Annotated in this window: 17 protein-coding genes; 8 read left to right on the top strand and 9 right to left on the bottom strand. The window is 56.5% G+C overall.

Features of this window, described 5'->3' with window-relative positions; all coding sequences use genetic code 11:
• Positions 1-675 precede the first annotated feature (675 nt).
• Together E4S61_RS18960 and E4S61_RS18965 are read left to right on the top strand one after the other, a co-directional pair.
• The gene (locus E4S61_RS18960; RefSeq protein WP_135305503.1) at positions 676-1,251 is read left to right on the top strand and encodes a hypothetical protein; all 576 of its coding nucleotides are present in this window, start codon (positions 676-678) and stop codon (positions 1,249-1,251) included.
• Between the two features lie 48 nt (positions 1,252-1,299).
• Entirely contained in the window at positions 1,300-2,280 is a 981-nt protein-coding gene (locus E4S61_RS18965; RefSeq protein ID WP_135305504.1) for a hypothetical protein, read from the top strand.
• A 404-nt stretch (positions 2,281-2,684) separates the two neighbouring features.
• Here E4S61_RS18965 and E4S61_RS18970 read toward each other — a convergent pair whose 3' ends face one another.
• The gene (locus E4S61_RS18970) at positions 2,685-3,215 is read right to left on the bottom strand and encodes a hypothetical protein (RefSeq protein WP_135305505.1); all 531 of its coding nucleotides are present in this window, start codon (positions 3,213-3,215) and stop codon (positions 2,685-2,687) included.
• Positions 3,216-3,984: 769 nt separating this feature from the next.
• Here E4S61_RS18970 and E4S61_RS18975 point away from each other — a divergent pair.
• The 5 genes from E4S61_RS18975 to E4S61_RS18995 all read left to right on the top strand — a co-directional run bounded on the left by E4S61_RS18975 (position 3,985) and on the right by E4S61_RS18995 (position 10,758).
• Positions 3,985-4,851: a glycerophosphodiester phosphodiesterase gene (locus E4S61_RS18975; RefSeq protein WP_135305506.1), complete on the top strand. Its 867-nt coding sequence runs from the start codon at positions 3,985-3,987 to the stop codon at positions 4,849-4,851.
• Between the two features lie 164 nt (positions 4,852-5,015).
• Positions 5,016-5,309, top strand: coding sequence for a hypothetical protein (locus tag E4S61_RS18980; protein ID WP_135305507.1), 294 nt, complete (start codon positions 5,016-5,018; stop codon positions 5,307-5,309).
• A gap of 369 nt (positions 5,310-5,678) precedes the next feature.
• A complete protein-coding gene (locus tag E4S61_RS25625; protein ID WP_167768578.1) occupies positions 5,679-6,092 on the top strand; it encodes a response regulator in 414 nt (137 codons plus the stop codon).
• A gap of 1,751 nt (positions 6,093-7,843) precedes the next feature.
• Complete coding sequence (locus E4S61_RS18990) at positions 7,844-9,553, top strand: FG-GAP repeat protein (protein WP_135305509.1); 1,710 nt, start codon at positions 7,844-7,846, stop codon at positions 9,551-9,553.
• Positions 9,554-10,263: 710 nt separating this feature from the next.
• The gene (locus tag E4S61_RS18995) at positions 10,264-10,758 is read left to right on the top strand and encodes a hypothetical protein (RefSeq protein WP_135305510.1); all 495 of its coding nucleotides are present in this window, start codon (positions 10,264-10,266) and stop codon (positions 10,756-10,758) included.
• Between the two features lie 92 nt (positions 10,759-10,850).
• Here the strand turns inward: E4S61_RS18995 and E4S61_RS19000 are convergent, their stop codons facing one another.
• Together E4S61_RS19000 and E4S61_RS19005 are read right to left on the bottom strand one after the other, a co-directional pair.
• The gene (locus E4S61_RS19000; RefSeq protein ID WP_135305511.1) at positions 10,851-11,246 is read right to left on the bottom strand and encodes a hypothetical protein; all 396 of its coding nucleotides are present in this window, start codon (positions 11,244-11,246) and stop codon (positions 10,851-10,853) included.
• A 165-nt stretch (positions 11,247-11,411) separates the two neighbouring features.
• The gene (locus tag E4S61_RS19005; RefSeq protein ID WP_135305512.1) at positions 11,412-11,768 is read right to left on the bottom strand and encodes a hypothetical protein; all 357 of its coding nucleotides are present in this window, start codon (positions 11,766-11,768) and stop codon (positions 11,412-11,414) included.
• Between the two features lie 613 nt (positions 11,769-12,381).
• Between E4S61_RS19005 and E4S61_RS19010 the strand changes: the two genes are divergently transcribed.
• Positions 12,382-12,717, top strand: a complete 336-nt coding sequence (locus E4S61_RS19010; RefSeq protein WP_245180854.1) for a hypothetical protein — start codon at positions 12,382-12,384, stop codon at positions 12,715-12,717.
• A 49-nt stretch (positions 12,718-12,766) separates the two neighbouring features.
• Here E4S61_RS19010 and E4S61_RS25630 read toward each other — a convergent pair whose 3' ends face one another.
• The 6 genes from E4S61_RS25630 to E4S61_RS26610 form a co-directional block, all read right to left on the bottom strand.
• Positions 12,767-12,922 (bottom strand): hypothetical protein, encoded by a 156-nt coding sequence (locus tag E4S61_RS25630; protein WP_167768579.1) that lies wholly within the window; start codon positions 12,920-12,922, stop codon positions 12,767-12,769.
• A 2-nt stretch (positions 12,923-12,924) separates the two neighbouring features.
• Positions 12,925-13,491 (bottom strand): hypothetical protein, encoded by a 567-nt coding sequence (locus E4S61_RS19015; RefSeq protein ID WP_135305513.1) that lies wholly within the window; start codon positions 13,489-13,491, stop codon positions 12,925-12,927.
• A gap of 122 nt (positions 13,492-13,613) precedes the next feature.
• Positions 13,614-13,862, bottom strand: a complete 249-nt coding sequence (locus tag E4S61_RS19020; RefSeq protein ID WP_135305514.1) for a hypothetical protein — start codon at positions 13,860-13,862, stop codon at positions 13,614-13,616.
• A 60-nt stretch (positions 13,863-13,922) separates the two neighbouring features.
• Positions 13,923-14,618 (bottom strand): hypothetical protein, encoded by a 696-nt coding sequence (locus E4S61_RS19025; protein ID WP_135305515.1) that lies wholly within the window; start codon positions 14,616-14,618, stop codon positions 13,923-13,925.
• Between the two features lie 39 nt (positions 14,619-14,657).
• Entirely contained in the window at positions 14,658-14,867 is a 210-nt protein-coding gene (locus E4S61_RS19030; RefSeq protein WP_135305516.1) for a hypothetical protein, read from the bottom strand.
• 284 nt (positions 14,868-15,151) lie between these two features.
• Positions 15,152-15,300 (bottom strand): ATP-binding protein (locus E4S61_RS26610; protein WP_135305517.1); only part of this gene is annotated, 149 nt, incomplete at its 5' end.

Below are 15,300 nucleotides of genomic sequence, written 5' to 3' on the forward strand. Positions count from 1 at the left end.
TAGATAGTAAGGGGGAGTCGTGGAGAAAGTGCGAACGAGAACCCCACCACTGGATTCGCGCAAGCTCCCAGCCGCTGCAACAACAGCCCACTGCCCGAGATACCACAACACCAGACCGAGAACGATGCCAGCCGTCACAGGCCGACCCTGAACCGTCACACGAGGCTGCAGGAAGGCCCACAGAGCTGACCGTCGCTTAATCGCCATCGCGAACCACCTCGGTCTCGGCTGTTCGCTTCAACAGATATACTGTCGGGCCGGGCTGCTTACAGCGAGCATGCCGACGCGTCGTCTCGCCAACGGCCAGCTGTTCGGGGACCCCACCATGGCGATGCGTCGCGCCACAACACGTGCACCGCTCAACGATATACTCCGTGCCCTTGATCCGATCGATATGGTTGACTGGCAGGTACTCCTTCATACCTACTCCACCCATCAGTCATCGACACGATGTAGCCGAACCGCCAGCCGTCGCGATAGATCGACAGCCAGTGTTGCCACTCCGGCAGCGTCTCTGTCTCCTGACATCACAGGCAAACCAGAAGGTAGACAGGGGTAAAACGGATAGAACCGTTTACGGCCCCGAAACACCCGTTAATAGCTATCAACCCTGCCCCGAATCGTCAGCAACCCCCATCTCAATGCTTTTGTCTGACGGTTCAGTAACAGAATGATATGGGGACTGTACCGGATCGGTTCACTGAGGAGTTTGCAAACCGGGGGGAGACGTTCTTCGAGCTCGCAGCGATACTGTATGCCAACCACGGCCACCAGTACACACTCGATGCGCTCACCGAACACGTTGACGTCTCGAAAACCCGAGTCAGCGAACTAGTTGATGCCATGGTAGCGGCCGACGCCGAGTGGGTCAACAAGACCGACGGCCAGATGACGGTCGTCTGGAACACAGAAGCGCATAATCCGGCCGCGACCGAATCAGCAGACGCTGTGAGTGGCTTCTATCGAGATCTCTGGCGGCTCTTGAAGACCCACTCGAACACAGCACCGGGAACGTTCGCAATCATGGGGTTCCTGCTGTTCGTGGCTGCAGTCGTGGTGTTTGCCTTCTACATCGGCTTTTCGTTGAGTATCACCCAGGACTCGGCGATTCCCACAATCGTCTATCTCGTAATCGCCGGCGGTTCGTTCCTCACCGGTGTCATCGTCACTGCACTCTCACCGCTACAAGCATTCGTGAATAGCGTCATCATGTCCCGCCTGCCAGCAACCCTGCTCGGAAATACTGAGTAGCACGTCAGACGGCCGGAGGCTTTTGGCCGCCGCTGTTGAAGACTCTGTATGCCGTTCAGTGCAAGTTGGCACACGCTTCTCGATCACGCTGAGGAGCTACCGTCTGATGCGACACTGCTCACGCCCCTGTCGCGGAACCCCTTTCGCCTGACTGATGTGCAGGAACACCGGATTCTCATCGCGTACCGAGATGACGAGGGAACCGTTCCACTCCAACGCGAGCAGTTTGAGACGCTGTTGCAGCGTGTGCAAGACGCTCAAGCCGGCTTCGAGTTGGACCGACTGCCACCAGACACCGAACCATACGCGACCGTCCTGAGTCTCCATCCCCGGTTCGAGTTGGATGACCGGGAGGGCACGCTGACAGCAACGGAGACGCCAACGAGTTCACCACTTGTTGCCGCTCACGAAGTGGCCAGTGAGACGACTGACCGGGACGAACCGGATATTCCAGTCTACGCCGACGCACTGCTCCTGATTGACGCGCTCGAACGCCACGATCCAACCGATCTCGACGGGATGGACACGCCTGCACTGGTGAATCTCTATACATTGCTTTCAGATGTCCAGCGAAACGCGAACGACCTCCGACAAGCGGTGCGTGGCTTACTCCTTGACCGCCTCCATCATGACCAACCAGTCAGCGGCCAATACGGGTCAGTGCAACGCACGGCACGCCGAAACCGCTCGCTCAAAGATGACGAGGAAGTACTTGCCCTGCTAGAAGACGCAGGGATTGACCGTGAGCGTGTGACGACCGTCGATTCCAGTAAGGTCGATGACGCACTGGCGGTTACCGAACTCGCCGAATCTGATGTGTACGACATCACGGAGAGTGAATACGTCCGGAAAGCCGAGGTGGACGAAGAGCGCAAGGAAACACGACTGCAAGGGCTGAAAGACCAACTTGCTGCTACGGACGAGAATACCGAAGAACTCCAGCAGGAAATCGAGGAGTTAGAAGCTCGAATCGACGACCTCACGAGCTTCGAGTCTGGAACGACGTTTCACACGTCATCGAAGGGATAACTGTGTGAGTGCGTATAACTCGTCTGCAACGGTAAGCAGGATCTAGACAGTAGGTGGCAGAGAGCTCGTTACAGGCTATTGGTTTCACTACTCGCGAGGCGAATTAGCTGTTAGGTAGGTGTGCGCACCGAACAGTTAATTCGGTAAGTTCAGCGCAAAAGAAATAATGGCATAGTGCTGAACAGACCCTCTATATTCAGACCTCTCTGTGACGTTGATTCTCCATCCTGATCCCGCACACACTGCCAAACAGCGTCGAATCAGAATTTCCCGAACAGGCGGCTCAACAGAGCAGGACCCTTCCCGCTCCGGAGCCCACTCTCATCCGGATCGGTATACGTGTCGCCGTCAGTGTCGGTATCTGCTCTGCTCATTTCTATCTGAAGATAGCGCGCCAAGACACATTAATTTGGGTGGTCACGACTGGTGGCGATTGCTGTAAGCGCCCAGACGAATGAGACAATCACGCCAGCAGTGCATATTCCAAGGGCAGCCTTCCAGGGGCCAATTGGAATGAGGGCTGCTGCACCGAAACCAACACCAACCAAGAGCATGAGCTGACAGAATGTGAAGAGGCGCGCATTTCGCTCAACTTTCTCCTGATTCCTACTAATCCACCCCGGTAACTGAATCAACAGATCCACCTCCCAGTCAGTCCCCCGACGCCCGTCACGCATACGATCGAGATAGTCAGCCGTTGGGCCGACAATCTCAGCTGATTCACTGTACGTGAGCACGCCAAACGTTAACGAGAGAAACAGACTCCCAAGGCCAATGGCAGCTGTGGTATCATTCACTGTCAGATTCTTCACGGCCTGCAGTCCAGTTGCTGCGACGCCGATGATTAGGGCCGTGATTCTGACTGTTCGGAGGGCCTTGTCGTCGATATCGTCTTTTTGTGCTTCGAGAACTCTGTTCCCCTGTTCGTACGTCACCTGACGATTCTTCGTGGACCAGTGCGGGCCATCCGCTCCATCATCGGTGGAGTCATCAGCTGGCATCGTAGTAGATATCTAAGTCACGATTGCCCACCAGGAAAATAAGATTTTATAGCCAGTTTGAGGGAATATTTGGCATCGCATCGATTTACCATTAACGAAAGGATTGATCGGACTCTCCACTACTCGGTGCATCCTCTGTACTGACCACGGTTCATTCCTCTGATGATTCCTCTTCCCTCTCCAAACGAGGGCTGACAGTTCGGTCAGGTCTCGCAACCGAAGTCGTCGTCCGGTGTTTCTAGACCATCTGCGGACGTTTCAGTCGGTTTGTTCAGTTCTGCCAGGAGTTCAGGTTCAAGGTCGGATAACATCGCCTGACCCTGGCCGGGTTCGAGCACGAACACCCGATTGCCATCCAAAAAGAGTCCATCCCCGCACAGCGCGGGACTGTCTCGAGTAACCGCATACCTGTCGTCAGCAACCCTATATTTGGATAGTTGCGAGCCGTTGGCAACATCGTAGGCCCCACTCGCCGTATAGACGACGTCGGCGACATTGCCAAGTTTCGGCCAACTCCAATCGGCGCTGTGAATGAATTGACTGTGCTCACCAAAGACGAACCTATTGTGATGGTACAAAGAGTACCAGGACAGGACGATGTCTCGGTACTCTACCGGATAGACAGTTGGTAATCAAACCATTCCTGAGTGAAATATATATCTCATATAAAGATCCATGCGGTCACGCCATCCCGGTTCACTCGATGTCATCGGATACTACCAGCAGCACGGATCTCGTCTCGCGTCGAAACATAATCAAGGCGACTGGCGCCGCAGTAGGTAGCACGATGCTAGCAGGGACTGCAACGGCAAAACGGCAGGATGACCGGAGCCACGATTCTTCAGAGGGTCCCTACAGTACCGCTCACCGGGGCTACCGCGACGTATTCCCACAGAACACCGTTGCCGCCGTTTCTGGGTCGGCCAAACTGGGCGCCGACCGAATCGAGATTGATCTTGAGGCGACGAGTGACGGTGAGATAGTCGCCTTCCACGACACCAGACTTGATCAGCTTACGGACAAGACCGGACTCGTCGCCGAGACGCACTCTAAAGAAGTCCTCGAGGCAGAGGTCCTCAACTCCGGGGAGACGATTCCGACGCTCAGCGAAACACTCGCGGCAACCAGACCGCCAGTGACGATGAACCTCGAATTCAAGGATCGTGGACCACTCTCTTGGGAGGAGTTCACCGAGCGGACACTAGAAATCGCCTACCGATATTCCGGTGATTTCTACGCGTCCTCGTTCGATCACGACGCTATCCGCGCTGTTCGGCAGATCGATTCGAGCGTCGACATCGCGCCGATCTTCGGCGGCAACAAAGACGAGAATCTGGCCGTGGCTCGCGAACTGGACGCAGAAGCGCTCAATTGCTCGACTGGCGTCCTCGACCGGGAGCTGGTTGAGACGGCCCACGACGAGGGACGGGCCGTCAACGTCTGGACGATCGACAGCTGGCGGGAAGCGAAAATGCCCATCGAACTCGGTGTGGACGGGTTGATTGCGGACTATCCGCACATGGCTACGTTCGCGACCGACGGGGTCGACCGGGGGAACCACGGCCGATAGCGATACTCGAAGGATTGCTGGGTTACGTCTGGGAGACGATCGAGACACAGAGCATGGTCGACGCCGGTTGACCTTGCTCCAGCAGAATCGCAATCTGCTAAGCGCCACACAACAGCGGGTTTTGTGTCCTGACATACTTGTACCAGAGAACAGTAGCACCAACTATGCCCGACGACGAGGCCCCAGTGCGCCACTGCACACTCCCCGAGCCGACGAATCTTCGAGAGATACTCGAACGAGCTGGCATCGAACATCTCGATGTCGACGAGGAGCGAACGGTCGTCATTTACCAACAAGCAATACTCAAAGTTATCGCCACAGACGGCCAGATAACAGCAACACAGGAAATCGACGTCGAACTCTGGGAAGCAGCGCCACGCTCGACGGCACCGGATCCCGACTCAGTCCTTACTGCGTTCACCGACGAGCTAGTGGACGCGACTGACACACCTCGGTAATACCTTAAGCCATCCAGAACCCGCACTATTCGGCTATTTCGATCCCAATCTGGTCGGCCCACGCGCCTCTTAATGGCCCTGAATACGAGCTCCATCAAGCAACTGCAGTATCCCGTTCCAATGAGCTATCACTTCGACGATAGCGTGTGCTGGCTGTGTCACCTGCACATCCGTATCGTTGCCACCCTCAATCCACTGGGCCTCGAACCCCAGCCGCAGCGTACGGTTCGAACCAGTTCGATCGTCCATAGCAGCTTGGTCGTCAGCGCTCCAAAACCGACGCTGTCTCTGAAAACATTGTCTTTTCCCATGTCATATACAATTCTGAGTAACCTTAAAATGATATGTAATGAGATAATAAATTGTAGTATGGCTAGCATAGCAGAGGACGAACTGCTGCTCGTCGAAGATAATCCTGCAGACATTGAACTCTTCAAACACGCACTTTCAGAATCCGATTTCGAGGGGACGCTCCGAACGGCGACTACGGGCACGCAGGCACTCCAGGTACTTCAGGAAGAGGCAATGGATCTCGCTATTCTCGACATTAATCTACCGGGTAAATCGGGAATCGAAGTGCTTGCGGAACTGAACGACGAGTCAGAGGTAGGAAGCACGCCGATACTCATCTTTTCTTCAAGTGACGATCCTAAGCAGATTCGCAAAGCTTACGAGCTCGGAGCGAGTGCATATATTGTCAAACGGATGGACTTCGAGGATACGGTTTCGCTGGTTAAAACTCTTCAAGAGTTCTGGCTAAACGCTGCTGAACTGCCAGACTGAGGTACTACATTTTTGACTGGGACAGTCGCACGCTCTATCTAACGGCTGTTTCATTCCATATTGTATCTGAAGAATATGATTTCAACAGAGCCGGCGAAGCGTATCTCCAAGAGACATCACGTAGCTGAGGGCGGTCGCCTCGTACTGCGGTCGGTATAGGCGTTCAATCGGATTTGCTCTCCAGTCACCATACGCTGGCGGCCCAGAAACCGACCACGCAATATCGTCCGTTAGAATCCCGGAGAGCGAACGGCCTCGTCGCGAAGCCGAGAGACGTTGTGATCCGACTGCCGACAGTCGACATCGGCCATCACCGTCGGGAATTGGAGGAGTCTAGACAGAGGCGACGCATGGGTATCGAGCCCGGGGGGACTATACGTCTTGCAGCCAGTACAGTCAGCTATGCTTCAGGGGCTGTTGGAGAGACTACGACAGACACTCGTAGCAGGGCAATCCCACGGGAATACGGTCGACACCTGCCTTAAGTGTGGGAATGCAACAGTTCCAGGCGCCGGCCGGTGTACGGACTGTCTCACCGAGTGACCGCACGTCGGATCCGTCACAGGTAGTCGACGGGCGGCTCACATATACGAAGACACTCCGCTGACAACACAGTACCAACTGCTTCAGATGAATCCGACTGGCGCTGGTAGTTGGTCGCTGGTCGCCAGTGGTACTACTAACGGTCCTCCCCGAAGCCATTCCCGCGAGACACGTACTCTCGCCCGCCAGCGTCACTCTCCTAGCCGAACAACCCCTGGAGAGCCATCGCTGTCACTCGCGAACACCACGCCAGCGTCCACCATACCGCTCCAAGACACCCTTCGATTACCGAGGTACTCCGACCAGTAACGAACACGCAGCCTGCTACAGCACCCGCCTGCACATATCGCGACGGGCGATAGGTGCCACTAGCGACAGCGATGCCCACCACGTTCGACACCCAACGGCCCGTACACAGTTCTCGCGACCACGACCGTCGGCATGACGGCGTGCGTCGCCGGCGCCACACTCGCGAAACTTGTCAAGTCCAGTCCCAATGTGCTACTCAGCGGGTATCTTGCGTTGGCATTCGGCTGCTCATCCGCCTCGGCGGTCGCGTGGCTGTTACGAAAAGCGCATTAGCCTCATCGTCACTCCTCATAGCACCGAGACCGGGAGACAGCTGCCCAAAAGAGGAGGACCGGGCCGATGGTGGAGGGCCAGTACAGTGAGCTGTCGGCTGGGAGACTAGCTACGACCCGCTTCTGATCATGTTGTAGTGCACGACAGCGGCAGATACAGCCACTCAGTAAGAATGCGAATTGACCACTGGCCGCCTTATCAGAAATCAATGATGTCCACGTATCGTGCTCATACAGCGCGCATATGGGTCAGTACAGAGGGGAATCTGCCCCGTACTGACACAGAACGTGTCGAAGTCGGTTGGCCCGGTTGCGTAGTTATTCGTCGGCGACGATGACCACGCCGTGCATCCCGAACTCGTTGTAGACCATCTTCTCTTCGAAGTTCTCTACCTCGAACGGTGCCCGTGGGGCGTGCAGTAGTAGAGGTAGTTGCCCGGCTCCTCAAATGTAGGAGCAGTCATCGCTGCCCGGAAAGTGGATGCCACTATTGAAAAACGGAGGTCCAGTGAAACAGTGAAACCCACCGCCTTATCGCGATTCAATAGAGTCGGTTGATTGTTCCGGCCAGTTCCATGCGATTAGCGTCACGATAATAAGAAGCGCCCCGCACGTGGGTTAGATGGAATGGACCGACCACACTGGAAGCGCGATTCCGAAGCGGAGCCAGAGCCTGAAGACGAATCGACTGCAGAGGCGGATTCACGAGACTCCGTCTCGCTATCGAGACGGGAGACGCTCGCTTCGGTTGCCGGACTCGGGGGAATCTCGTTATTACCGGAAAGCGACGGCAGCAGTTTCCTCGATGGGCTGAATCCAGCGACGTCTACGGCTCCGGCAGACGTTTGGCAGCAAGAAGCGCGATTGACTGGTTCCGGCGAAGGGTTCGGTGCGGCCAGTGCTGTCAGCGGAGACACGGCCCTCGTCGGCTCTCCCCCTGAATCTCGGGATGAAGGATATGCGTTCATCTTCATCCGCGAGGATGGCCAGTGGAAACAAGAAGCGGAACTAGTCCCGTCCGGTAGCTACAAGGGGAGGGACTTCGGCGAGTTGGTCGCTCTTGATGAGTCAACTGCTCTCGTCGGCGATTGGGGGAGAGTGCACGTTTTCACTCGTCAGGACGGCCAGTGGATACTGCAAGACCAGCTGATTCCGGATAGCGGCCCGAATCAAAGTTTCGGGGCTCCGTTAGCTCTGAGTGGTTCCACGGCTATCGTCGGTACCGGATACCGAGGCTATCCGCAGGAAAACGACGGATCTGTGCTCGTCTACACTCGCCAGGACGGCCAGTGGACCCGAGACGGTGGCCTCCGTCCGGACGCCAACGAGCAACTGATTTTCGACGGCTACAACATCGCGGTGAGTGAGTCCGCGATCGCCGTCGGAGCGAGAGACTACTTAGACTTCGAGGCGACAAAACCTGGCTACGTCTACGTGTTCACCCGCCAGAACGGTGAGTGGGCGATCGAGTCGAAACTGACGGCAGAGGACGGTCAAAAGGGAGACAACTTCGGGTACAGTGTTGCAATCGAGGGCGACACGCTCTTCGTCGGCGCACCAGGGATATACCGAACGAGGTTCATCTTCGACGAAGTACCTCCGGACCCGCCAGACTGGAGGCCACGGGAGCCGAAGCCCGGCGCCGTGTACGTGTTCTCACGGGAGAATGGACAGTGGTCACAAAAGACCAAACTGACCACCGACGTAGAGGACACCGACGGACGGTTTGGAACTACCGTCGCCTTCGACGGAGAGCGAGCAGCCGTCAGTCGTGGTCCGACGAACGCGGCCTATGTGTACGCCTCTCGAAACGGCGAGTGGGTCCAAGAAGCGGAGCTGCGCGCGGCCGGCAAAGAGACTGATTCCTTCAATGAAGCGGACATAAGCGGGAGGAACGTACTGGTAGAAGCGTCGGAGGAAAACGCCGTGTACGTGTTCCGTAGAGACGGTACGTATGACATCACACCGGAATCCTCCATCGAATGTGGCGATACGGTCGAAGAGTACCTCGGAACGGGCCGTGGCGACGACGCTCAGGGGTTCCGCGGGGAAGAGTACTACCACGATGCGTTCGGGTTCACCGGACTCAGAGGGACGCGCCCGACCATCACGATGTCGGCGTTGGACCCCGAGGCCGGCGACCCGTACGTCATCCTGCTTGGTCCTGACGGTACTATCGTCGCTGAAAACGATAATGGTGGGACGGGGAATAGCGCGTGTTTCTCGCCGGAACTCCCATGTGACGGCGAGTACACTATCGTTGCGACAAGCGCCGAACCGAACAGCGAGTTCGAGTATACACTCGACGTGGAGTGTCCTGCGAAATCAAATCCATGACCGTCTGATACCGAAGTCCTGTCCGAGTTCGATCTCTGGAACTGGCTAGAGTGAAGAACTCGAAAGGGCTGTGAAGTAGACGCCGCAGAGTAAATCGCTGATCGTCCTTTCGTCTTCGTCCAACAGTGTGTTCCGATACGCGACAGTATCCGTATTGGAACGTTACGAAGTATCGCCGCCCAGTCCGGGGCAAGAGACTTTGGAGCGTGGTGTCGCTGGGTCGAACAGAACGTGTAACGTCACGTTGTCTGGCGTCCTCTCTAGTTTATTTTCCGGAAGATAGAGGCTGAAATAACTACCAAGTAGGAATGCCTACTGCGCGACAGTCAACCGTTCGTTCCAGAAGAACCCAGCTCCGAGCAGAGATTGTGCGATGCTCAGGATAGAGCAGAAGGCGGCCAACCATAGATCGCTTTGCAGGACCCCAACACCTGCGGTCACGAGAGCAATGAAAATCCAGAGAATCCCCATTAGGTTCTGTCGGGTTCTTTCCTCCATAGGAGTAATTCTGAAGCTCCTTCCTCTGAAAGGTTCTTCGACTGTATTTACCAAAGGGACTCACCACATCGAGGCGGGTTCTTACCAACTGATTTGGAGCGAACCAGCCGCTCAATCGGAGTGCGAATAGACCGATACCCAATTGGTAGTGTATCTTATCATGGAACTACCAAAGGCTTATTCCATCATCTTTAGAAACGGAACTCGCCTTCATGTCCCAATCATTCATCCACGCTAAGCCCCTTCAAGCCCTCAAACTCGGTGCCGTCCTCGGAATCCTCGGATTTGGAATCGCCGGAGTCGTCGGTTTGCTCCCCGACGGAGGACTTAACAGCCTCCTTCTTGTCGCCTTTTTTCCGATGGTTCTCGCCCTCGTGATCGGTGCTGAGACGCTCTTCGCAGGCTACCGTCTACTTCGCGCCGACGACCCGAGGAGCCGATTACGAAACCAGCCCTTCTACACGGCAATCCGGGCGTTCGAGGTCGTCGCCACTATCGGCGCGCCCGGTACATTCTATGTCCTTATTGTCGAGGTCGGTAGCGAGGTTGCCGGCCCGGGTGCGATCGGGGTGCTGTTCTACGGGGTTGGCCTCGGCCTGCTCGCGTTCGGTGCGGTGGTACTGCGAACAGCGGTCGAGTACTACGACCACCGCCAGAACCGTTCCACGTCAGGACACGTCCGAGGCGGAAATGACATCACCAGATGACAAAGAGGTTCCCGCTCGGGACGGCCCCTACACTGACCGACCGGGGAGTGAATTCCGCACTTGCAATCTCCAAAGCAGTACTCGGATAACACTCAACCCCACGTCCCATCAAGCGACGCCTGCAAGGACCGGGTTTCGCTGAGAAACTCTCGCCGATACTGGCGCGGCATCTTCTCTAAAGCCCACATATCAATCTGGTCGGGATCAAACAGCCGCGGAAACGCCTCAATCTGAGCGACCCCATTCGAGCGAATATTCGACGACAGTAAGTCCATATCCCAGTACCCCTCAGCCAACGCAACGGTTTGCAGTGAGTCAGCCAACGAAATGGACTCACGCTCGACCGGGTTCGACGTCCGCCCACCGTCTGCCGGTGGCCCATAGATCGACCACTTGACACCGTCGGTCAGAATACCGTAGGGCGAAATGAACCCCTCGATGCCGAGATATGCTTTGCTATCTTCCGCTCCACGCTCGGCATCGTTCATGGCCGTCACCTCACCAATAGAGGGAATTTCGGCTCTGTTGAAACCCTCAGCAGGTGACAAGTCCTATCCCGGTTGTGGTCAATACAGCTGATATCGGTAGCAAAATTCTCGCCTCTATTTACGCAGGTTGATGGCTTAAAATCGACCTACTGAACCTCGTTTCGGCTAAATATGCTTAGATAGGCACTTTTCGTAAAATGGTGCAGCAAAGAAACTGGCAGCGCTAGAAAAGATGACCATGAAATAAGACTCGGCAAGCCCGCTATCAACCAAATGTTCAACATTGAATATAGCTGGAAATGTGAGTAGTACTACTGGAATCACGATACCGATTATCGGCCCTACTATAAACGCAATAATGGTCTGTATAGATATCTGATTTTCCCTGAATTCCGACACCATCTCTCCAACTATTATCCCGAAAACAACCCCTCCAAGCGTTAATAACCAAGATTGTAGAAAACCCAAATCCATATTTATAGATGGGGTTAGAAGCCCGACAACAATTGACAAACCAGGCATTAGAATTGTAAGGCCTCCAGCTTCCCTCCAGTTCTATCATGACTGTCTAAAATCGCAGATTAAAGTTTAATTTGTGGTTACCGAGTCGGTAATTCCCAGCAGATTATTTCAGTAAATTCGACTCGGATACGTCTGTGATATGTGGCCGTCGACTGGTTGTCAAGGAGGATGCTATCGGGTCCAATGGCCGCAACTCGAATGGTAGCACGCGATTCAACGCGACCAAGTCTATCAACAGCGTGACGGCGTACTATGTCGTCAAGAGATTTGCACAGAATGGGCTAGACGGCTCTCTCCGTTGACGGCCTTCTACGACACTAACAGCCTTACAGGCTAGGCAGAATATCAGCTGTTGAACTCGTGGACGAGAAATCCGCAAAACCCGCGCCATGAGGATTATGCGGGCGGGTTTATATGATACTCGTAGCGATAGCGATGGGTATGGCGTTGCCTGTCAATGCCTACGTGATAAGATTCCTCCCCGTTCACGCGGAGGAGGATGTCAACGTTTGCGAAACCATTTGCGTTTGCGTTTTCGAGTTCATTTGCGGAGGGATACTGTCTGTTAACTCATAGCAGTGTTTATCTTTCTGGAAATTAAACAGGATTGAGGATGGGTGACAGCGTAACGCGGGGTGTGCTAGAGGCATCGAACATGGACAGGGTCCTCGAGATATTCGCAAAGCGCCAGCGGCGCTTGATTCTGTTCGCACTGCAAGGGGGCGCGACCAAACACAAGTCTGACTTCGTGTTTCGCGGGGCTGACAACGGAGATGATCCAGAGCTTCAGTTGATTCATACGCACCTCCCAAAGCTGGCTGAGGCGGGCTATATCGAGTGGAACCGAGAGACCGACGAAGTCTCGAAGGGGCCTCGATACGACGAAATCGAGCCGCTCCTCAACCTCCTCGAGACCCACGCAGACGAACTGCCACCGAACTGGCCCTGACAGGTAGACAGCGGACGCCCACGAGTGCCGTCTACGGTGGGCGACTTCCTCAGCGAGCAGTTCCAGCAGCGATTAGTTCGACGGTTGCTTCGCGTATGTCGGGGGTCGTGTTGGTGACCGACGGCGACAGCGTCAGCTCGAATGACTCGTCGGTCGTGACCTGCGAGGGGACCGGGCTCGCGCAACTAATATCGAGCGTTGCCATCGTTATCCCTGCCCGAACCGCCCAAAGGCCCGGTCGACGGCCGACCCGCCAGTGGGTGCGCGGGATCGGAAGGCCGTGCGAGCGCCATTACAGCACTCTGCGCCGCCTGCTGGGGCCGATGGAGCCGGCGCGCCAACCTCGATAGGAGTGGATGCGGATGCAGGGTCGAAGCTAGCGAGCAGGCCACCAATCGACTGCCCAGGTTCGGCCGAAGCGGGGGCAGAGGCGGGGGTACTCCCCATCCATGTCGCCTCAACGTCGGCCAGTGACGTCGTGATGCTGACCGTACCCGCACTCGATGGCACCGTGCAAGTGATGCTGAACGTGTTGAATGATCCGCCTCCGATCTGGATTCTCTTTGAGCCAACACGCGAGCCGTTGGCCTCGACGCGGATTGTCGCTGACCCAAGGACCTCGTTGTCGTTGCTGACGGAAACGCTGACGGTAAACGTCTCGCCGGTCTGGATCGTCGAGCTGTTGACCGAACAGCCCTCCAGCGAGACACACGCGTTGTCCCACATCGGCTCTGATTGTGCTTCCTCGACGAGGAGGCTTCCACAACTAGCCATAGTCGGTTCAACGGGGCATCGAACCTTAGAACTCGGTAAACACAATGTCGGTTATGCGGGCCGCTCGCCGCCATGAACGGGCGAGATACACTCGAAATATGGAGGGTGTGATGCGGTGGTACCTACTGTATCAAGAAGACGAGCAGCAACAGGCCGGCCGCGCCGTACACGGCTGGTGGGATGCCCCGCTGCTGGCTCCCATCCTGGTCCTGACTGGGGTCCCGTCCGCCACCGTCGCCGGTGTCGGACTCGGTAATCAGCAGCGAGCCACAGCCCTCCGTGGCGTGGACGGTGATCGGGGCGCGAGCGGTCGTCGAGCGCGGTGCGGCGGCCCTAAATCGGTGAAAGGCTCGGTCTGGTGTGGCGTGCATGGGTCAAATTGGGTTATCGAGAGGCCGCGAGGACGAACACGAGCGCGAAAGCACCGAGCATCAGCCCCGCGCCCTGCTTGGCGTTGTTGAGGTAGGTATTGAGCGAGCACTCCGGGCGCAGCAGCGCGTCCATGAGGCCGCGGCACTCGCCGCCAGAGCCGCTGCCACCGTTGCCGGAGCCAGGGTCGGCGTCGCTTCCTTCAGGGACGCAAACACCGTCGCTCGCGCTCCAGACATAGCCCGCCGGGCAGTTGCCGCCGCCGACGCCCCCGCCGCTGCTTCCGCTATCGCTACCGTTATCGTCCCCGCCTCCACCCCTCCACTATTGCCAGTAACGGTAAGCGGGCGAGTTTGCGAGGCGACGACCTGCTCTGAATTGCGTGTAAGGACCTCGACGCGAAGGCTATAATTGCCGGGTGAGGTCGGCGCATAGAGGTCGGCTGATTTCGTCGTGTTGCCGGGGGCGGAGAGACAGAGTTGGATCGTTTCGGACTGGCCGACCAGCGATACCTCGATATCGAGCGTGTAGCCGTTGATGAGGTTATTTGCGATGCAGTAGTCGGCGTCGGTCGGGTAGACGAACTCGCTGTGACAGTTGACGGTAATTTGTGAGCGGATGGTCGACCCGCCGTAGATCGAGGAGGGCATCTCGATGTCGGTGATCCTGATGGCGTCCTGTTTTGAGGCGTGGGCCGAGATCGTCTCCGGTGGCGATGGGGCATGTGCGGTCGCGCTAAAGCGCGTACGGTGCCGCATGGACGCCGTCGCACGGGTGACGTTCATAGCAAAGTCCCCCTAGGAGATGGTGACCGACGGGCCATCGCCACCGAGTCGGGTCAACAGGAACACACCGACGAAGAGGGCGGCGGCTCCGCCGACGATGGTGTTGTTGACCTCACCGACGCCGGGGACAGTCACGTTCGCTTCAACAGTGTCGGGCTGTCGTGCATGGCCGGTCAGGCGCGTGCGCTGCCGGAGCGTGGTCGTGCTACGAGCGACGTCCATACACACGCTATCAGCCGCTGCTCACTTAGTCGATGGACAGTCATTACGTGGGTATTGTGGGCAGTGAGGCCTTGCCTGCACGTTGAACCATCGAAAATGGTCGTGCGCGAGGCACGACCGCAATCAGTAGCCAACTGAGCGCTTAACCAAAGTGCCCATCGGGTGCGTTTCGTCGAATTACATTATCGGTTCGGGGCTCTGTTGAAGCCCTCAACACCTGACAGTACTGCTGTGCGAGATACAGAGAATAAGTTTAACAGAACAGACTAGGCCTGTCACCCAATTCACGCCACTGATTCGACACCGAGAATCTCGAAGCGAGCACCACCCGTCTCGCTCTCGGTCACCTGAATCGTCCACCCATGCGCAGTGACCATTTCGGCGACAATAGCGAGCCCAAACCCGGTTCCCTCCTCACGAGTTGTATGCCCCG

This window comes from Haloarcula amylovorans (genome assembly GCF_004681185.1).
In the GTDB taxonomy this organism is placed as follows: Archaea; Halobacteriota; Halobacteria; order Halobacteriales; family Haloarculaceae; genus Haloarcula; species Haloarcula amylovorans.